The organism is Pararhodonellum marinum, assembly GCF_015354735.1.
GTDB lineage: Bacteria > Bacteroidota > Bacteroidia > Cytophagales > Cyclobacteriaceae > Pararhodonellum > Pararhodonellum marinum.
This window is the reverse complement of record NZ_JACEFJ010000016.1, coordinates 24733-44472: the sequence shown is the minus strand read 5'-3', so window position 1 is coordinate 44472 and position 19740 is coordinate 24733. Positions and strand designations below refer to the sequence as shown.

The following is a 19740-nucleotide window of genomic DNA, read 5'->3' as shown; positions in this document are numbered from 1 at the left end:
ATTAAGAAACTAATTAAAAGGAAACAGGCTTAATAAAACATGATTCATTTTCTGCATCTACTGCTTTATTTAAAATTCCTTTTGGTTACTGTTCCCAATGTTGGAGGATTAATTTCTGTTGAGGCAGAACCCAAATATCAGGTATTGGTTGAAGAAAGCAAGTCTCTGGTGATTGATTCATCATTGGATTTATATGGAAAAACCTATGTGGTCAAAGGTGATTTGATTTTTCAAAATGGAGGTGGTGTTCAGAATGCTGTTTTGATTGGTGAAAGAGGAGAAATACTGGGAGAATGCCAATCCTGCATGGAGGGAAATGTGAAATTGAAAGGAGATTGGCTGAATGATAAAATGCATCTTAGCTGGATGGTCAGCGGGGATGATCCTGTAGACAATTTCATTAAACTAGGGGAATTGATCGAATTGGGGAAACCGGTCCATTTGGATAAACTATACCCGATTGCAATGTCCCCAAATGAAGGTTTTGCAACCCTTCAGGACATCAGATTGACAGGCAAAGATCCAAAAACCTCAGGTCTGATATTAATGACCAAGCATCACCCCACTTCTGCCTATTTTAGAAGTAAAGCAGGCAATAACTTGTTCTTTGAGAATATTGGGATCATTACAGAAGATTATCTTAAAGGCCAAACTCCAGATGAACAATATTACCGATTGGCCCTGAGTTCCACCATCCGAAGCTTTGCAGGGGAACCTAGAATCGAACAGATCAAAGTGAATAATTGCGAAATTCTGGGAGCTGTTGAACTTCGGTATGGTCACAACGGAAGAAATAAATCCCTGAAAGAGTTTTTAGATTTAGGTATCAAAAATATTGACATTACCAACTCTCATTTTGAACAACCTGTAGTTTTTTTAAGGATTTCCAATATCCCTTATGGAGCTATAAACATCGAATCCAATTCATTTAAGGATATTTACGGCCCCGTTTTTTTCTTTCCTTTAAGCGGACTCCCTGGCAACATTTCAAATAAATCTTCGTATGGAGCCAGGGATCTTGTCACGGTAAAAAATAATACCATTGAAAATTCAGCTTTGATAGAAAGTATAGAGAATGGGTATTTTGGACTTGTTTTTGCAAAAGGCAAAAATTTCAGGATAGAAGGAAATTCTTTTAAAAACCTGTTAAACCTAAGACCCGGAATTGGTAACAACGCCTTTTACTGCTCGGCTTCTGACTCCCTTTGGGTATACAACAACAAGGTTTTAAACGTGGGGGGATTGCCTTCCGATGAAAGTGGGAATACCATTTCCCTGTTGAAGCTAAAAGGTGCTAGAAATGTAATTGCAACTGGGAATGTATTTATTTTTGACAAGGAGGGTTTGGTTAAATTAGGTTTACTCAAGAGGCTAGGGGATCCTTTGGAATCTATTGATCGAAAAAATTCCTATTTTAGAATAATTGATTCCAGTATAGGAGGAGAGGATGCTTCAAGCAGTTACATTTTCAAAAATAATATTTTTAAAACTGTTGTACTTTCTACCTATACCCATGTTTCAAGGGCTCATTTTCGCTTTAGTAACAATCAGGTACACATTGGAAGGGTCCTTACAAAACCAAATAAAGATTCCTCTTTTCCTCCGGATCAAACTGTGTTCTATTTCAGAAATGCCGTAATAAACGGAAATTTAAGGGTAGAAAACAATGAAGTTGAGGTTGGTGAAATGGATAGAGATACGTTTTTTTTTACCTATGATAGAAATGACAATATGGAATATGATTCTCTTGTTTATAAAGACAATACTTTTAAGTTAAATGGATTTGTGAGTTTAAATTATCCTAGATCGAAGTATTTTCTATCCCAAAATGAACTGATTGGCAATGGAAGTTTCACTTTCAATGCTGCGTCGAGTAGTCAAAAAAACAGGTCAATAAAGCAATTTACTTCTATTCAAAAAATTCAACAATATACTTCAAGTCCGCTAAGTCCTTACTTTTTAAAAAACTTCGGCAGTTCTACTATAATTGCGAAGGAAAATAAAGATAAGAGTGCCAATTTATTGCAGATCAGGTTCAATGATCTCCATCATTACAATGATAGAGATAAGTTACCCATTGTTGTAAATATTGATGCCGACTTGACTTTCAAAGATGGCAGGTCAGAAAAATTATCCTTTAAATTGATTTTTGAAAGTTTCAAACAGATGCATGCTTTAGACTTGGATAATAGTACAGTAACAACCCATCAACCGACAAGAAGAGCGGCCCAGTTAGCTAGAACGGTTGATCTAGGCAGAAGTGTTCGGCAATCCAATAGAAATATTAAATTGAAGCTAAGCACTTCAATAAATGAATTTCAGCAAAACAATACCAGTTTTTTGATTTTGGAAGGTTTGGATGAGGTCACTTCTTTTGAGATTAAAACAGCTGTTAATAATCTTGAAGTCCCAAATGGCAGAGAAAAAAGTACTTATTTTAGATATGTTTTAAAAGAAGAAGCTCCAAGATGACAGGTTAATGTGGACTTCAAACCGTTTTATTTTAATATTAGTTTTTGATAAACTAAAAAAAAAGGTGATGTTTTTGTCCAATGTATATCCTGCATCGCTGATTTTTTCAAATTATGAATTGGGGTAAATAATTTCAATCGAGTTATTTAATAAAAAAGAATTGGATAAAAGTAGCGTATGAAAATTGTTCTAATCATCCATTCATTGGGATTAGGAGGTATGGAACGGGTGATGGCATTATTGGCCACTTATTTTTCAAAAAAACCTTTGGTTGAGGTTCATCTTATTCTGATCGGGATCAAGCGGGAAGTAGCTTATCCCTTACCAGTTGAAGTTCGAATTCATTTTCCGGATTTTGAATTTGACAACAACAAGCGAACCTGGTATACCTTAAAGACCATGTTTTTTTTAAGAAGGAAAGTGCAAAGCCTTCAACCCAGCAGTGTCTTAAGTTTTGGAGAATATTGGAATAATTTGGTGTTGATGTCACTTTTGGGATTACCCTATCCTGTCTATGTTTCTGACAGGAGTCAGCCTAATAAAAACCTTGGGAAAATTCAAAACATTCTGAGAAACCGACTTTATCCAAAGGCCAGTGGTTTTATCGCCCAAACGGGGATTGCAAAAGAGGTAGCCAAGAACCTGAACTGGAACAAGCGAATTGAGGTGATTGGAAACCCCATTAGAACAATTGAATTGTCAAATGATATTCCAAAAGAAAACATTGTTTTAACTGTGGGACGTTTGATTCCTACCAAAAACATTGATCAGTTGCTTCAGATATTTGAAGAGGTGGCGTTAAAGGATTGGAAATTGGTGGTTATAGGGGGAAATGCCAAAAAAATGAATCTGCTTGAAAAATACCAAAGCCAAATAAAAGAAAAGGGTTTGGAGGAACGAATTATTTTTAAAGGAGCTCAATCAGACGTGGATACTTACTATGCCAAAAGCAGGATTTTTGCCTTTGCATCCAGTTCGGAAGGATTTCCAAATGTGCTAGGAGAAGCCATGAATGCTGGTTTGGCTGTTTTGGCATATGATTGTGTGGCAGGACCTTCGGATATGATAGATGATGGGTACAATGGTTATTTGATACCGCTTGGCAATAAATCTTTATTTAGTGAAAAATTGAAAATATTGATGCAGAATCAGCACCAAAGAGAAAAATTTGGCCACAATGCAAAACTCAAAATGCAGGAGTTTGAATCTGAAAAGATTGCAGACCAATTTTTTAAATTTATATCTTCCAGGGTTTGAAAATAATTATCAACACCGCTCACCAACGTTTTGGTGGAGCGGTTCAAGTAGCTCTTTCGTTTATAAATGAATGTAAGGAAATTTCTGGGATTGAATTTCATGTTTGGGTAGGGCCAGGGGTAGGGAAATCATTGAACCAAAATGATTTTCCATCCAACTTTTTCTTTTATGAATTTGACTTTGGTCCAATTGGCTTTAAAAATATCTCTTCGATTCAAGGCCAACTTGAAAAATTGGAAAAGAAAATTCAGCCAGATGTAATTATGGTTACCTCCGGCCCTAGCTATTTCCACTCTCATGCCCCTCAAATCATCGGCTTTAATTTGCCTTTGTATATTTATCCCGAATCTCCTTTTGTAAAAAGGATGTCATTAATTCGTAGAGCTAAACTATGGCTTAAGCGCAAAATACATTTCAGATTTTTTAAACGGGACGCAGTGGCTTATGTCGTACAAACAGAAGATGTAAACCAAAGGGTAAAAAAGGCCTTGAATACGGACAAGGTTTATACCGTTACCAATACTTGTAGTAGTTTTTTCCTTCATCCAAAACCTTTTTCTAGAAAATTACCGCCAAAGAAAGAATTTGAGTTTCGCTTGTTGACCGTTTCAGCATATTATCCCCATAAGGATCTTGAAATCATTCCCTTTGTGTTAAAAGAACTTCAAAAAAGAGGTTTTCAAAATTTTCAATTTGTCTTGACCTTAAAAGATGAAGACTTTGAAAGGCATATAGGGTCCCAAAATGGAATTATCAATGTTGGTCCGATTCCTCCAGAGGAATGTCCTTCCTTGTATCAAGAATGTGATATCATGTTTTTGCCTACCTTGGCGGAATGTTTTTCAGCTTCATATCCTGAGGCAATGGCAATGGGAAAGCCCATTATTACAACTGATTTGGGATTTGCTAGGAGTATTTGTGGAGATGCGGCTTGTTACTATAAGCCTCAAGATTATAAATCGGCTGCAAATAAAATCATTGACCTTGCCGAAAATAAAGAATTTTGGAATTTATTGGTAGAAAACGGGAAGATTCAGCTAAGTAAATTTGATACTCCAAATGAAAGGGCTCTTAAATATATTGAGATTTGTAAATCTTATGTAAAAACATAGAGGTAAACGACAAACTACATTAACCATAAAACTGTATTGTAATCATTTACCAGACTGTAAAAATGAAGCAATAACATCTCTTAAGTAATATTAATTACTTATAGTTTTTTTTATAAAATTTTATACTGACATATTCTAATCATTGAAAAATCGAGTCATCTCTTATTTAAAAAATACCTTGGGTTGGAAAACCAACAGGAAGCTTATGATTATAGCTGTCGATGATTATGGCAATGTGAGGCTTGATTCTAAAAAGGCAAGGGAAAAAATGAATAAGGCGGGTTTATTAGTCCGAAACCGATTTGATGCCTATGATACATTGGAGACCAGAGAGGATCTGGAAATGTTGTATGAAACTTTAACATCAGTAAAAGATCAACACGGGAAATCAGCTGTTTTTACTCCTTACTCACTTTCCTGTAATCTCGATTTTGAGCGCATGAGGCAAGATGATTACATCAAATACTCCTATGAGCCTTTAACCCAGACTTTTGAAAAACTATCTATTTTTCAAGGGAAGGAATATGAAGGCACTTGGCAATTATGGCAAGAGGGAATGTCGAAGGGGATTTTTCAGCCTCAATTTCATGGGAGAGAACATTTGAATGTAAAGGTGTTGAATGAAAAACTGGAATATAAGGATCCTGAAGTGCTCATAGCCTTGAAAAACAGATCATATACGAGCATTACCTCGACAGGTTACCCCACCATTGGATATACCAATGCTTTCGCTTTTTATAACAAGGATGAAATTCAAGATTTTCCTAATATTTTGACTTCCGGAATTAAATGCTTCCAAGAGGTTTTTGGTTTCAAACCCAATTCTTTCACTCCTCCTGCCCAACAGTTTCCTAAAGAACTTGAGTCATCTCTACTTGATTTGGGGATTGAAAATTTAGACAAACCTTTCTATAGATCAAGACATCTCGGCGAAGGTAAATTTAAAAAGGAATTTAATTTTTTGGGGGTAAACAAGGCCACAGGATTAACCGACATAGTTAGAAATGTGGTTTTTGAACCCTGTGAAAACAGAGGATTTGATTGGATAAACTACACTTTCCAACAAATAGAAGCAGCCTTCAATATGGGAAAAGCCGCGATTATCAGTTCTCATCGTGTAAATTTTTGTGGGCATATAGATCCTAAAAATAGAGAGAAAGGGATTTTGGCTTTAAAAGAATTATTGAAAAAAGTGGAAAGAAAATGGCCAGAAATAGAGTTTCTAAATATGGAGAGTTTTGGAAACTTAATCTCTGGTAAAAATAAAGATTAAAGAAATTTAGAGTTTAAAGTGAAAATAAATAATAGGAAAATTGTAGTGGTTAATCAAGCCAGCAATTATTTAACGGTGGGTTTTTGCAATGCATTTTTTAATAGATTTGAAGATGTTAGTTTAATTACTGGGAGTATTCATATCCAAGAAGAAGAATTAGACGAGGCAATAAAAGTGACTTTTATCAATAGATGGGTGGAAAGACCAGCCCATAAGAAAATATGGGCCTATCTATTGGGATGTTGGAAAATATTTTGGCTACTTAAAACCAAATTTAAAAAGCACGAAGTGTTTTTTGTTTCTATACCTCCAATGGCTTACCTATTGAATATAATACTGCCGAATAAATTCAGCATGGTGATTTGGGATGTGTTTCCAGATGCATTCAAAATAACTGGAATGAAAGAATCTCACCCTGTTTATCGGATTTGGAAAAATCTAAATAAAAAGTCGTTTAAAAAATCATATAAGTTATTTACAATTGGAGAAAATATGTCAGAAGCACTTTCCCAGTATGTAGATAAGGATAAAATACTAATACAACCGATTTGGTCAATATTTCAAGAAAACAATAAAGTGAATAAACATGAGAATCCTTTTATTCAAAAAAATAATCTACAAGGAAAGTTTGTCATACAATATTCAGGAAATATTGGGCTATCACATAATGTAGAGCATTTGGTGGAATTAGCCGAATTAATGAGAAATGATGAAGGAATAATATTTCAAATTATAGGAAGAGGACCCAGAGTTCCCTTTCTGAAAAAAATGGTCAGTGAAAAGCAATTGCCTAACTGTCATTTTCTTCCATTTCAAACCGATGATATGTTCCCATTCTCCTTATCAGCAGCTGATATAGGGGTAGTGATTTTAGATGAAAAAACCTCAAAAGGTAGTGTGCCAAGTAAATCTTATAATTTGATGAGTTATGGAATACCCTCATTATATTTGGCGTCAAATGACTCAGAACTTCATATCTATTCAAAAAAATACCAACATGCCGAATGTTTTGAATCTGAAGAATTGGGGAGGGCGAGAGATTTTATCTTAAGCCTGATTCATGATAAAGAAAAATGGAATCTTTATTCTGCAAACGCAATTAAAGCTTCAAGATTTTTCAAAAGGGAAAATGCAGATTTATTTATCCAAAAATACTTAGCAGATTAAATATTTAAATCATGAATTTAAGGAGATTGATATATCTGGGTTATTATTTTAAAGTAACCAACGCCAAAACATATTGGAAATTTCTAAATCACACCAGAAATAAATCAGGAAAAAATAGATTTCAAATACTCTTTGATAATTTTTTTTCTGTTTTTAAATATAATATTTCAATTCTAGAGTATTTCCAATTTCATTTCTATGAATTGAGCGATTCTGAAAGGAAAGAATGGGCGGGTACTGGTTTTATGTACGAAACCATAAACAGATTAAATCCGAAAAGTGGAAGGGAAATTTTCTCCAACAAGACATTGTTCATAAAGAATTTCAAGGATTTTATCAACCATCTATCTTTCTCATTAAATGAGCTTGAAAAAGATCCATTGCTTTTTGAGAAATTGAGATCGAATAATTCAGGGAAATTAATATTAAAAAGCACTTATGGTCAATGTGGAAGAGGGATTGTTCGCGTTGATACCAAAGATTTGACTTTTGAAAGATTAAAGCGTAAAATGAAGGAAACCAATAATGATATTGCGGAAGAATTTGTTAATCAGCATCCAGATTTAATGAAGCTTTCTCCTTCTGGTTTGAATACTTTAAGACTTATAACCCAATTGAATAATCAAGAGGAAGTCGAATTTTTAGGGGCAAGACTTAGAATAACTATTAATTCCATAATCGATAACCTTGCAGCAGGAAACATAGCTGCACCTGTCGACCTAAATTCGGGTATGGTAGAAGGTCCCGGAGTTTACAGTGACATCACCAAAGAAGATGTTTATGTACATCCTTTAACTTCAGAATCGATTGTGGGGTTCCAAGTGCCATTTTTCAAAGAATCAATTGAACTGGTCAAAAAGGCCGCATTGTCCAACAAGATAAACACCTCCATAGGTTGGGATGTGGCTATCACTGCCGATGGTCCTAGCTTAATTGAAGGAAACCATGATTGGTGTAAACTCCTATGGCAATTACCTGTAAAAAAAGGACTGAAAAAAGAGCTTGAAAAATATATTCCCCATTCCAGATAATTACTAATGTACTCCTCAATTTTTAAGAGAATTTTTGATTTAATTTTTACCACAATTATTTTGGTTATAATTTCTCCAATTCTCTTGATTTCGGCTTTATTAATCAAAATAGATTCCAAAGGACCGGTGTTTTTTACTCAGCTAAGAATGGGTAAAAATAAACATCAATTTGAAATAATAAAGTTTAGGACCATGACACACAAACAAAGGAATTTTGCAGGTCAGACTTTTCCAGATGATCCTGAAATCACAAGAGTAGGAAAATTTCTAAGGAGATTCAAAATTGATGAATTGCCACAATTCTTCAATGTATTAATGGGAGATATGTCCATTGTGGGACCTAGGCCTTGTTTAAAAAGTACCTATGAAAAATTTAAAGATGAAAGTACAGATTTTCGCTTTCAAGTATATCCAGGTGTTACGAGTAATGCAGGGACTTCCGGATCTATTTACCTTTCTTGGCCAGAAAAGTGGAATTTGGATAAAAAATATGTTGAGAATGTGTCATTTTCCTATGATCTCAGCATTATTTTAAAAACAATAATGGTTGTATTTGTAGGTGAAAATAAATTTAAAATCAATTAGATGATGGATTTAAGAGGATATCAACAAGGAGATGAATTTAAAATAATAGAATTGTTTGAATTGGTATTCAAGCAAAAAATGACCTTGGAGCAATGGAATTGGAGGTTTAAAAATAATCCTGCTGGAAAATACATGATTAAGTTGATGTGGGAAGACAAAAAGCTGGTAGGTCACTATGCCGTATCTCCCTTATTGATTGATATAGATGGGGAAGATACTTTGACCGCCCACTCCCTCGCCACAATGACTCACCCTGAATATGGAGGAAGGGGAATCTTTAAAAAACTTTCTCTTGCATTATATGACGAATTGGAAAATCAGCTTGGATGCAAAGCAATCTGGGGATTTCCAAATAATAATTCGCATTATGGGTTTGTAAAAAGTTTGGGTTGGAAAGATATCGGGATTATCCATACTTTAGGCTGTCCTGCTTCTAGTTTTGAGAAGAGTAATTCATCCAACAAAGTTGAGAAATTTAAGGAATTTGACCAAAGTCATGTCGAGTTCATCCAATCCAAAACCAGTGAGTTCAAGATAAAGGTAAAACGTTCTATGGATTACCTCAATTGGAGGTATACGCAGAAGCCATCAGTAACGTATAAAAATTTTTTCATCGAAAACGATGGTCATCAAGCATTGTTTGTCACAAAAATTTATCCATCTTCCCAAAAGCCCAGTTTATTTGATTTAAATATAGTTGAAGGTTTTGTAGATGATTATGATCTTCTACCAGATTACATCCATCAAATCTTGCTATCCTACGATGTTAAATTTGATAGGGTGACAACATGGAAAAATTTATTCGATAAAGATCACCTAAAATTAGAAAAAATAGGTTTTGTGCCTGTGTTGCCACAGACATATCTGGGTGCGAGACCACATTTTGCCTTGGATCCTAAATTTATGGATTTAAGAAATTGGTACATTTCTATGGGTGATTCTGATGTTTTTTAAGTAACCGTTATTCCTATGTCTAAAAATATTTTAATTGCTGCTCCTCATCCGGATGATGAAATCTTGGGTTGTGGAGGTTTAATCACAAAACTTGTTGATAACGGTGATAATGTCTATGTAGCCATCATGACCAATGGAAATATTGGTGCTCCTGAAATTTTTCCAATTGAAGGAACATTGAGAGGGAGAAGGGAAGCATTAAATTCTCATAAACTATTGGGGGTAAGGGACACCTTCTTTTTTGATTTCCCTGCACCAAGATTAGATGCAGAACCTTCTTACAAGATTAGTATTGCATTGACCAAATTGATTGATTCATTAAAAATTGATTGGCTTTTTGTACCCCATAGAGGAGATATTCACAAAGACCATAGGATCGTGTATGAAGCATCCTTGGTGGCAGCGAGACCTGTTAATGCACACAAAGTAAAAAAAATACTGGCCTATGAAACACTTTCTGAAACTGAATGGGCGGCACCTTTTGGAGATGACATGTTTATTCCCAACATCTTTTTTGAAATCTCAGAAAGTCAATTACAAAAAAAAATAGAGGCCTTTGATTGTTTCAGTCCACCGAGATTGAAGGAATTTCCTCATTCCAGGTCTCTTGATGGAGTAAGAACATTGGCAAGGTATAGAGGTAGTATTATTAGTAAGCCCTTCGCAGAAGCATTCATGCTAGTTAGAGAAATTGAAGAAATATAAACGTTGGACAACACCATTTACCGGAATTTTTCCAAACAAATTTTAGATCTTATTTTTTCTTTACTATTAATATTGGTGTTGTCTCCAATATTTATAGCAATATCACTTTATCTTATTTATGAGTTTAAAGGAAGTCCTTTTTTCGTTCAAAAAAGGTTAGGTTATCATGGAGAAATATTTAAAATCCTGAAATTTAAAACCATGAAAGACATTAAGGGTGAGAATTTGAATTTTGACAAAGACATTTTGAGAATTACAAAATTCGGAAGTTTTCTTAGGAAATCATCCTTGGATGAACTACCCCAGTTAATTAATGTTTTATTGGGTCAAATGAGCTTCATTGGTCCTAGACCATTATTGGTTCAATATAGAGATCTGTTTAGTAAGAGCCAATTTACTCGACATGAGGTAAGACCTGGGATAACTGGATGGGCACAGGTAAACGGAAGAAATTCCATTACTTGGGCTAAAAAGTTTGAATTGGATATTTATTATGTGAAACACCTTTCCTTTTTTCTCGATCTCAAGATTTTTTGGCTTACTATTCTTAAAATTCTTTATAGAGAAGGAGTAAATCAATCGAAAGACCGTCCCATGCAACCCTTTGACGGCACGAACTAAACTTCAACTTAAAGGTATAAAATATCAATGAATCTCAGATTTCATTTTGATGCAAATAAGTACCATCTAGGTATCTATAACAATCAAAGTTGGACATAAAACACCCGACACCCGACATCGGTCTTCCAACATCCAACAACTAGCAATACCCATTTCCTACAAAGATCCATTTAATCAATAATCATGAAAATATTAATCACCGGTGTGGGCGGACCTACTCCCAGGAGTTTTGCCCTCTCTCTGCAGCGCTACAGCCAATATGCTGACTGGGAATTTTTTGGTACAGATATCAATCCCCATGCAGTGGGCTTGTACCGAAAAGATCTTTTCAAAGAAAGTTTTCTGATTGCCCCTGCCTCAGATCCTGAAGCCTACTGGAAGGACATTGAGGCCATCATCACGGCCAAGAATATTGATTATGCCATCATCTTGCCGGAATTGGAGGTGATGGAATGGAGCAAGCGAAAAATGCAGGGGGGCAAACTGCCCTGTCCTTCCTTGATACCAGACCCTAAAGTAACCGAGTTGCTCGTCAGCAAATCCCGCATGACCGATTTGTTGGAGGACATGGATCTGGTACCGGCCTCAGTTTCCTTCCATCGGGGCCAAAGGGACTTTAAAGGCTTGTTTGACAAATTGGGCTTTCCCTTTTGGGTAAGAAGCAGTTCTGGCACAAGTGGGCTGGGTTCCTTGAAAGTAGAAAATGAGGCGGCTTTAAAAAACTGGATCCAGATCAATCCGGAGGTTGAACAGTTTTTGGCCAGCACCTTCCTTCCGGGCAGAAACCTGGCCTGCAAGCTCCTGTATTGGAAAGGAAAATTGTTGCGGGCTGCCAGCGGGGAAAGGGTCAATTACATCATGGCCAAAGTGGCCCCCAGCGGCATCACCGGAAATACCTCTTTTGGCAGGTTATTGAACGAGCCGCATTTGGTGGAATTGTCCAAAAAAGCCATGGACAAAGTCTTTGATGAAACCGGGACAGAACCGCATGGCTTTTTCACTGCTGACTTCAAGGAAGATGAAAAAGGGAAACCTTACATCACGGAAATCAATGTTCGGCATGTGGCCTTTACCCAATGCTTTGCCGCAGGGGGAGCCAATTTCCCTGAAGATACTATCCGTTTGTTGGATGCCGATCCTGATTTTGATTTCACTTATAGGATGTATGAATTTGAAAAAGACCTGATCTTTCTTCGGGACGTAGATGTAGAACCAATCTTGATGAAGGAGGGGGAGTTGTTGAAGGTTTATCATTCACCAGTTGGTCAAAATATTTGATAAATTAAGCTATTGGTGGATATTTGGATATTAATGGATATTAGAGACTTCCTCGTAATTGAATACCCTTTAATTTGCAGAATTCATTGCTAAATTCATCATTCATCATTCATCATTCATCATTCCCAATTCCCCATTCGTAAATCGTAAATCGTAACTCGTAAATCGTAACTCGTAACTCGTAACTCGTAACTCGTAATTCCCACCATGCGTTTTCTCATCCACAACTTTTTGATCAATCCAGCCTTTTGGCTGGCTTTGTTGTTGGGATGGATGATTTGGATATCCTGGCGCAAGGGAGGCTGGCATAGAGGGGTCACTGCCTTATCCGTTTTGTTGCTGATTGGCTTATTTAAGCCTTTGCCCAAATGGCTGATTGCTTCTTTGGAAAACCAATATCCACCATTATTGGATTTTCCCGAGCAGCATTTTGATAAGCCTATTCACATTTTGGTCCTTGGAAGTGGACATGTCCCGGATTTGAATTTGACGGCAAATCAAAGGCTTTCAACTACCGCATTGTCCCGACTGACTGAGGCCGTAAGGCTTTATCAAAACCTTCCCGAGAGCCAAATAATATTCTCCGGAAAAGGACAGGACGGTTTCCGTTCTTCTGCAGGGGGCGCTTACTTTGCTGCTTTGGAACTTGGAGTGGATCCTGTGAGGATGGATACCCTTCATACCCCTGCCCACACCCTACAGGAGTCCATAGATTATGTAGGCCGGTATGGCAAAGATCAGCCTGTGATCTTGGTGACATCAGCCATTCATATGCCAAGGGCTATGGCCTTTTTCGGACATCAAGGGTTAAACCCCATTCCTGCCCCGGCTCAATTTGAAACCAAGGTGCATCCCAGCGGAAAAAGTTATTGGTTGATTCCTCATCTTCGAAACTTGACACTGCTTCAATTGGTGTTGCATGAATACCTGGGAAGGGTGGCTGGTCATATTGGGTTTTAGAAAGCTTGATAATGGATGGGTTGAGGTATTTAAATTCAAATGAAAGAGAAATCTTTGCCTGAGCGAATTCCAACTTCGCCGCCCGAGATCTTACCTCTGCCTGAGGGTATCCAAAGGCCCTTGTTTTCGGTCATGGTTCCTGTTTACAATTGTTCCAAGTACCTTAAGGAAGCGCTTGAAAGTGTGCTGATCCAAGATTTAGGTGAAGAGGTCATGCAGATAATGGTCATTGATGACGCCAGCACGGATGCTGATGTCAGCTTGATGGTCCAACAAATAGGTCAGGGAAGAATTGGCTATATCCGTCAGCCTCAAAATGTGGGCAGCTTAAGGAATTTTGAAACCTGTATCCATCAAGCCGCAGGAACTTTGATCCATATTTTGCATGGAGATGACCGGGTTTTGGAAGGGTTCTACGAGAAAATGATAGGGTTATTTACCAGCTATCCCGAGTCAGGGGCAGCCTTTTGCCGATATATATCTATCAATGAAAACGGGGAAGTGGTGAAGTATTCTGCATTCAATGAAGAATCGGAGGGAGTGCTCGACAATGCCTTGGACCGATTTGTTTTGGATCAACCTGTACAATATGCCTCGATGGTGGTCAAAAGAGCCGTGTATGAAGCATTGGGAGCTTTCCACAGCGTGGTATATGGTGAGGATTGGGAAATGTGGGTCAGGATTGCAAAAAATTATCCCATTGCCTACACGCCCCTTTATTTGTCAGCATACCGAAAGCACTTGGGGTCTATTTCCAAACCTAAAGTCAATCTTGGTCAAAACATCAACGATTTTGCCCTAGCCATCTTGAACATAGAAAAACAGCTTCCAAAAAATAAAAAAAAGCTTATTGCTGAGAAAAAGTACCGCTGTGCAGATGGTTGTCTTCACAGGGCCCATTTAATTTTAAAAGATTCAGGAAATAAGAAAGCTGCAAAAAAATTATGGCAGACCTCTTTACAGTTGAATAAAACCTCCCTCAAACTCAATGTGAAAAGATCTTTTCTTTTTTTTAAGCTCCTGTTCCATTGAACCCAATTTAAATTGATGAAGCTACTCGATTGCACCTTAAGAGACGGAGGCTATTATACCCAATGGGATTTTGATAGGCCCCTGACCCATGCTTATCTGGAGTCCATCAACAGCTTGCCGGTGGACTATGTGGAAATTGGATATCGCTCCAAGGAGAGAAAGGGGTATTTTGGGGAATACTACTATTTGCCCAAAAACACCTTGGATCATGCTTCAAGCATTTCCAAAAAAAAGCTGGCCATCATGATTGATGAAAAACAGGTGTCCGAAAGGGATATAGACCAATTAATTTCGCCATGTATTGGGAAGATTAGTCTGATCAGGATTGCCGTAGCGCCCAAAAACATCCAAAGGGCTATTTTGTTGGCGGCAAAAATCAAGGATCTTGGATTTGAAGTGGGGGTAAATGTCATGTACATGTCCACCTGGAAATCCCAGAAGGGTTTCTTTGAAACGCTGCCTGAAATCAAAGATGGAGTGGATTGTTTTTATATGGTGGATTCCCATGGGGGCATTTTCCCGGATGATATCAAAGAAATAACTGATAGAATCAGATCCAAAGTGTCGGTTCCCTTAGGCTTTCATGGTCACAACAATCTTGAATTGGCCCTAGTGAACACATTGACTGCTTTGGCATGTGGGGTGGAAATGGTAGATAGTTCCATCATGGGAATGGGAAGAGGAGCTGGTAATTTAAAAACCGAACTGTTGTTGTCGGTTTTGTCTGCACAGGGCAAAAGAAAGTTTGACTTTAATCCTTTATCCGCTGTGGTTGATGAATTTTCCAAATTACAGCAGATCCATGGATGGGGAACCAATTTGCCTTATATGGTTTCAGGTGCCAATTCCATACCGCAAAAAATAGTCATGGAATGGATCAGCAAAAGGTATTATTCATATGACAACATCATTCAAAAATTACAAAAGGAGGATAAGGGTTTACAACAGAAACAGCACTTCAAAACTTTTGAGCCTGGCTTTTCAACGAAGCAGGTTTTAGTAGTAGGGGGAGGAGTATCGATCAGTAAGCATACGAAAGCCATTAATGCCTTTCTGAAATTAAACCCAAATGTGCTGGTCATTCATACCAGTTCCCGAAATGCCAGTTTTTTTATCGGGATTGAAAACCAACAGCTTTTTTGCTTAGGGGGAAATGAAGGCCAAAGAATGGAAAGGGTGTTGAGTGGAAAGATCCCAAAAAATGCGATGGCTATTTTGCCCCCTTCACCAAGAGAAATAAACATTTATATCCCCGATCCAATTTTAGAGCGCACCTTTGAATTAAAAACCTTCACCTTTTCCGAGGTATTTCAAAAAAGCATGACAGCTGTTGCTTTGGAAATTGGGAATGTACTTCAGGCAGAGCAATTATGGGTGGTGGGATATGATGGATACCACAGTGGGGATAGCAGCAAAAATCAATTGGAGCTGTTCAACGAAAATGAACATTTGTTTGGACAATATTTAGCTTCCGGAAAAAAACTCGATGCGCTTACGCCGACTGAATACCGTTCATTGGATCAAAAATCAGTGTACAGTTTGATATGAAGGGGCAAGTCAGTGTTTTTCTTCCTTGCAGAAAAGGAAGTGAGCGGATAAAGAATAAAAATAACCGGGATTTTGCCGGAAAAACAGGAGGGCTATTGGCCATTAAACTAGAGCAGCTTGCTGCCAGTAGGTCCATAGATGAGATCATTGTATCTACCAATGACCCCGTATCCATTCAAACCGCGCAAAAATATGCTGAGAAAGATCCTAGGATTCATGTCGTAGAAAGGCCGGAAAAATTATCCCTGGGTACTACCTCTCTGTCGGATTTGATTGATTATGTCCCAGGTGTTTGTTCACACGATCAGATACTTTGGACCCACGTCACCTCTCCGTTTGTCGATGCCCATGATTATGATGGGTTCATAGCCACTTATTTTGATCAGCTATCCCTTGGTTTTGATTCGTTGATGACGGTAAAAAAACTTCAAAACTTCATTTGGGACAGCGCGCAAGCTGCGATTATCAATAAAAACGGAAAAGAGAAATGGCCAAAAACCCAGGATTTAAAAGTCTTATACGAAATCAACAGCGCAGCATTTATCAATTCAAAAGAGAATTACCTCAAATTTAAAGACAGGATAGGGCCACATCCTTATTTGATGGAGTTATCCGTATTGTCCTCCTATGAGATAGATTGGAAAAAAGATTTTTATGATGCTGAGAAATTATTTGGATTATTGAATGGGTGATAAGTAATCGGAAATTATCGTAATGTGCACAGGAATGAATGTTTCATTCAAGTTCGATATTTATTGATACTTGGTTGATATTAGGATATTGTAAGTGCAGAACCTAAAATAAGGTAGTTCAGTCATCATTTATATATCCAGCAATTCGGATAAATATTTTAGTTGCATATCCATCAAAACAGTTGGACTATTTAGTTATCTTCATGTATAATTTCGAATCCAGAATAAGGAGATTTTTTCTTTGCAGATGGACAAAAGGATAATTCAAAAAATAGACCGTTTTTATGCAGTGGTTTTTGATGAAATCATTGGAGACCTTCAATCTCTGCAATACAAAGGCATATTTTTAGGTGAAATTGTGGTAAAGACCTATCTGAATGGCGTCATCAATAACCCGGATTTTATTCGTAAAATAGAAAATGACAGGGTAGAAAATCTAAGTGACTTTTATATTTTAGATTTTAAAAAATCCTACTTTCAGCGCATTTCCTCTCCCTCCATAGTAAAGAGTTTTGTAAGAGATTTGGCACGGTATGTCTATTATTTGTTGCTTTCCATAAAACAGCCGAGTTCAGACAATGATATTTATTTTTTCATCCCCAATTTTAAGTTTAAAAATTATTTGGAAGGAGTGGAAAAAAGTCTGAGGGATCAGTCTTTGAAGTTTGCTTATTTACTTTGGGAAAGAAATAGGCTACCCTCATCCAAAGGGAGAGACTTTATCCTCCCAAGGCCAGCTTTTCCTTATTTTTGGCACAAGCAATACTATAAATTCCATGAATTTACGACGCAAGTTGATCGTGCCTTGGGTTGGGCTAAAGTTATTGAAGGGAAAAAAATCCTTTTTGTGGAGGGCTGTTTCAGTACCATGCATGTATCGGCCTTGATAGCAAGAAAATATAGGTGTAATTCCTATTGTCTCCAATGGGGGTTTTTTGGAAAAACGGCTACCAAGGCGGGATGGAGAAATATGCCTTACGATAAATATTTGGTTTGGGGTGAATTTTTCAGGAATGAATTTGTCAAATACAATCCAAATCTAACCATACAGGTATCTGGCCACCCCAATTTGTCCAATGGACAACTTCTTCCTAAAAGCAAAGTGTTGTTTGCCATCCAAAAAAAGCTAGCAGGACACATCAACGAAGAAGAGGTCAATAAATTCGTAGCTATAGCCATTCAATTTGCAGTCCAAAATCCCGAGAAATCGATCATATTAAGATCACACCCGGATTTCGATTTACCCAAAATAAAACTGGATCAAATTGCCACTTTAAGTAATGTAGTGGTCCATGATTCTTCGCGATTTTCACTTGAGGATAGTTTTAAGGAAGCCAAATATTGCATTTCGATATCTTCCTCAACTTCCATTGAATCTGTCATTAAGGGCTGTTTTCCACTTTATTTAAAAATTAATGAGCTACCCCTTCAAGTTCATGCCGTTTTTGAGGAATTCCATCCCGGTTATCATGTCATCACCGAAAGTCAGCTCCAAGCCCATTTGGAAAAATTAGACAAGATGGATCTTGAAAATTATTTAAATAGTCTAAAACAGCAAATGTTTCTCCCGGAAGAAAAGATTGTAGAGAATTTATTTTCATAGGTTTTAAATCCCCAGAGTTTGACCTGCTTCCCTGACTATCCGAGAATCGTCAACCAATATCCGACATCAAACCTCGGTCATCGGTCATCTAACATCGGTCATCCAACATCCGACATCCAACACACCTAAAACCCAAACCAACCCTCAATAAAGCACCTATAACATGCCAAACACCCCAGAAAAAATCTGGCTTTCCTCTCCCCATATGGGAGAAAATGAACTGAAATTGGTTCAGGAGGCTTTTGCCACCAACTGGATCGCGCCCTTAGGTCCCCATGTCAATGGCTTTGAAGAAGACCTGCAGCACTATACCGGGGCCAAACATGCCGCGGCCTTAACTTCCGGAACGGCAGCTTTGCATTTGTCATTGGTTATTTTGGGGGTAAAACCCGGAGATCTGGTGATCTGTCAAAGCATGACCTTTTCAGCCTCTGCCAATCCCATCGCATACCTAGGGGCCATCCCCGTATTTGTAGACAGTGAGGCGGATACCTGGAATATGTGTTCTGAATCATTGGAGAGGGCCATTCAAGCTTGTTTACAGGGAGAAGTTTCCGGTAAAAAACAAAAGCCAGCAGCCATCATACCTGTCCACCTGTATGGCATGCCCGCCAAAATGGAGGAGATCATGGCCTTGGCCAAAGCATATGAAATTCCCGTGGTGGAGGATGCCGCTGAGGCTTTGGGTGCTACTTATAAAGGTAAGGCATGCGGTACTTTTGGGGACCTTGGGGTATTGAGCTTTAACGGAAACAAAATCATAACCACAAGTGGGGGAGGTGCTTTGATTTCCGATACCGAATGGATGATCAAAAAAGCCCGCTTTTTGGCCACACAGGCAAGGGATGAGGCTCCGCATTACCAACATTCCCATATCGGGTACAATTACCGGTTGAGCAATGTGCTGGCTGGTATTGGCCGGGGACAGATGCAGGTGCTCGATGAGCGGGTGGCTGCAAGAAGGGCCAATTTTGAAAGGTATAAAACCTATTTTGGGAACAAGAAGGGAATCAAACTACAGGAGGCGCCGAACGCCGACTTCTTTTCAAACCATTGGCTAACAGGAATTCTGGTCAATGAAAGCGAAACAGGTGGAATCAATAGAGAAACCATACGTATGGCCTTGGCTGAAGAAAATATTGAGGCACGTCCGTTATGGAAACCCATGCACTTGCAGCCTGTCTTTGCCAAAGCGCCTTACTTTGGTACAGGGGTATCGGACCGGCTATTCCAGAATGGACTTTGTTTACCGAGTGGTTCCAACCTTCAAGAGCAGGATTTCGATAGAATTTTTGAAGTATTAGACCGGATTTTTTGATAATCATTGACTTATTTAAAAAAAAATGGATATTCGCTTCTTTGGCAGGAACCCAATATTTTTCTTCAAAAGGATTGGAAGTCCGAAGTTGGAAGTCAGCGTCGGACAGGCCCGCCTGAAGTCGGACAGGCC

At 37.9% G+C, this 19740-nt stretch carries 17 protein-coding genes; all 17 read left to right on the top strand.

Annotation, left to right across the window (positions count from 1 at the left end; genetic code table 11):
• Positions 1-39: 39 nt before the first annotated feature.
• Positions 40-2472 carry a hypothetical protein gene (locus H1A14_RS20585; protein ID WP_194778190.1) on the top strand — a complete coding sequence of 811 codons (2433 nt, stop codon included), beginning with the start codon at positions 40-42 and terminating at the stop codon, positions 2470-2472.
• A gap of 177 nt (positions 2473-2649) precedes the next feature.
• On the top strand, positions 2650-3729 hold the full coding sequence (locus H1A14_RS20580) for a glycosyltransferase (protein WP_194778189.1): 1080 nt from the start codon (positions 2650-2652) through the stop codon (positions 3727-3729).
• A complete protein-coding gene (locus H1A14_RS20575) occupies positions 3726-4841 on the top strand; it encodes a glycosyltransferase family 4 protein (protein WP_194778188.1) in 1116 nt (371 codons plus the stop codon). The genes H1A14_RS20580 and H1A14_RS20575 overlap by 4 nt, the downstream gene beginning before the upstream one ends.
• 205 nt (positions 4842-5046) lie before the next feature.
• Positions 5047-6114, top strand: a complete 1068-nt coding sequence (locus H1A14_RS20570) for a hypothetical protein (protein WP_194778187.1) — start codon at positions 5047-5049, stop codon at positions 6112-6114.
• Positions 6115-6132: 18 nt separating this feature from the next.
• Positions 6133-7281, top strand: a complete 1149-nt coding sequence (locus tag H1A14_RS20565; RefSeq protein ID WP_194778186.1) for a glycosyltransferase family 4 protein — start codon at positions 6133-6135, stop codon at positions 7279-7281.
• Between the two features lie 11 nt (positions 7282-7292).
• Positions 7293-8312, top strand: a complete 1020-nt coding sequence (locus tag H1A14_RS20560; protein WP_194778185.1) for a sugar-transfer associated ATP-grasp domain-containing protein — start codon at positions 7293-7295, stop codon at positions 8310-8312.
• Positions 8313-8318: 6 nt separating this feature from the next.
• Positions 8319-8897, top strand: a complete 579-nt coding sequence (locus H1A14_RS20555; protein ID WP_194778184.1) for a sugar transferase — start codon at positions 8319-8321, stop codon at positions 8895-8897.
• Positions 8898-9851, top strand: coding sequence for a GNAT family N-acetyltransferase (locus H1A14_RS20550; RefSeq protein ID WP_194778183.1), 954 nt, complete (start codon positions 8898-8900; stop codon positions 9849-9851).
• Between the two features lie 15 nt (positions 9852-9866).
• Positions 9867-10556 carry a PIG-L deacetylase family protein gene (locus tag H1A14_RS20545; RefSeq protein WP_194778182.1) on the top strand — a complete coding sequence of 230 codons (690 nt, stop codon included), beginning with the start codon at positions 9867-9869 and terminating at the stop codon, positions 10554-10556.
• A gap of 3 nt (positions 10557-10559) precedes the next feature.
• A complete protein-coding gene (locus H1A14_RS20540) occupies positions 10560-11177 on the top strand; it encodes a sugar transferase (protein ID WP_228527907.1) in 618 nt (205 codons plus the stop codon).
• Between the two features lie 183 nt (positions 11178-11360).
• On the top strand, positions 11361-12455 hold the full coding sequence (locus tag H1A14_RS23255) for an ATP-grasp domain-containing protein (RefSeq protein ID WP_228527906.1): 1095 nt from the start codon (positions 11361-11363) through the stop codon (positions 12453-12455).
• 207 nt (positions 12456-12662) lie between these two features.
• Positions 12663-13415, top strand: coding sequence for a YdcF family protein (locus H1A14_RS20530; RefSeq protein ID WP_194778181.1), 753 nt, complete (start codon positions 12663-12665; stop codon positions 13413-13415).
• Positions 13416-13454: 39 nt separating this feature from the next.
• Positions 13455-14447, top strand: coding sequence for a glycosyltransferase family 2 protein (locus tag H1A14_RS20525; protein ID WP_194778180.1), 993 nt, complete (start codon positions 13455-13457; stop codon positions 14445-14447).
• A 15-nt stretch (positions 14448-14462) separates the two neighbouring features.
• Complete coding sequence (locus tag H1A14_RS20520) at positions 14463-15995, top strand: aldolase catalytic domain-containing protein (RefSeq protein ID WP_194778232.1); 1533 nt, start codon at positions 14463-14465, stop codon at positions 15993-15995.
• Complete coding sequence (locus H1A14_RS20515; protein ID WP_194778179.1) at positions 15992-16687, top strand: acylneuraminate cytidylyltransferase family protein; 696 nt, start codon at positions 15992-15994, stop codon at positions 16685-16687. Before H1A14_RS20520 ends, H1A14_RS20515 begins: the two co-directional genes overlap by 4 nt.
• A 247-nt stretch (positions 16688-16934) precedes the next feature.
• Positions 16935-18290 carry a hypothetical protein gene (locus tag H1A14_RS20510; RefSeq protein WP_194778178.1) on the top strand — a complete coding sequence of 452 codons (1356 nt, stop codon included), beginning with the start codon at positions 16935-16937 and terminating at the stop codon, positions 18288-18290.
• A gap of 163 nt (positions 18291-18453) precedes the next feature.
• A complete protein-coding gene (locus tag H1A14_RS20505) occupies positions 18454-19608 on the top strand; it encodes a DegT/DnrJ/EryC1/StrS family aminotransferase (protein ID WP_194778177.1) in 1155 nt (384 codons plus the stop codon).
• Positions 19609-19740 lie beyond the last annotated feature (132 nt).

Excerpts from the sequence above, each read along its gene's own strand:
- H1A14_RS20585 (WP_194778190.1), top strand. The coding sequence starts at position 40 with ATGATTCATTTTCTGCATCTACTGCTTTATTTAAAATTCCTTTTGGTT.
- H1A14_RS20580 (WP_194778189.1), top strand. The coding sequence starts at position 2,650 with ATGAAAATTGTTCTAATCATCCATTCATTGGGATTAGGAGGTATGGAA.
- H1A14_RS20570 (WP_194778187.1), top strand. The coding sequence starts at position 5,047 with ATGATTATAGCTGTCGATGATTATGGCAATGTGAGGCTTGATTCTAAA.
- H1A14_RS20560 (WP_194778185.1), top strand. The coding sequence starts at position 7,293 with ATGAATTTAAGGAGATTGATATATCTGGGTTATTATTTTAAAGTAACC.
- H1A14_RS20555 (WP_194778184.1), top strand. The coding sequence starts at position 8,319 with ATGTACTCCTCAATTTTTAAGAGAATTTTTGATTTAATTTTTACCACA.
- H1A14_RS20550 (WP_194778183.1), top strand. The coding sequence starts at position 8,898 with ATGATGGATTTAAGAGGATATCAACAAGGAGATGAATTTAAAATAATA.
- H1A14_RS20545 (WP_194778182.1), top strand. The coding sequence starts at position 9,867 with ATGTCTAAAAATATTTTAATTGCTGCTCCTCATCCGGATGATGAAATC.
- H1A14_RS23255 (WP_228527906.1), top strand. The coding sequence starts at position 11,361 with ATGAAAATATTAATCACCGGTGTGGGCGGACCTACTCCCAGGAGTTTT.
- H1A14_RS20530 (WP_194778181.1), top strand. The coding sequence starts at position 12,663 with ATGCGTTTTCTCATCCACAACTTTTTGATCAATCCAGCCTTTTGGCTG.
- H1A14_RS20525 (WP_194778180.1), top strand. The coding sequence starts at position 13,455 with ATGAAAGAGAAATCTTTGCCTGAGCGAATTCCAACTTCGCCGCCCGAG.
- H1A14_RS20520 (WP_194778232.1), top strand. The coding sequence starts at position 14,463 with ATGAAGCTACTCGATTGCACCTTAAGAGACGGAGGCTATTATACCCAA.
- H1A14_RS20515 (WP_194778179.1), top strand. The coding sequence starts at position 15,992 with ATGAAGGGGCAAGTCAGTGTTTTTCTTCCTTGCAGAAAAGGAAGTGAG.
- H1A14_RS20510 (WP_194778178.1), top strand. The coding sequence starts at position 16,935 with ATGGACAAAAGGATAATTCAAAAAATAGACCGTTTTTATGCAGTGGTT.
- H1A14_RS20505 (WP_194778177.1), top strand. The coding sequence starts at position 18,454 with ATGCCAAACACCCCAGAAAAAATCTGGCTTTCCTCTCCCCATATGGGA.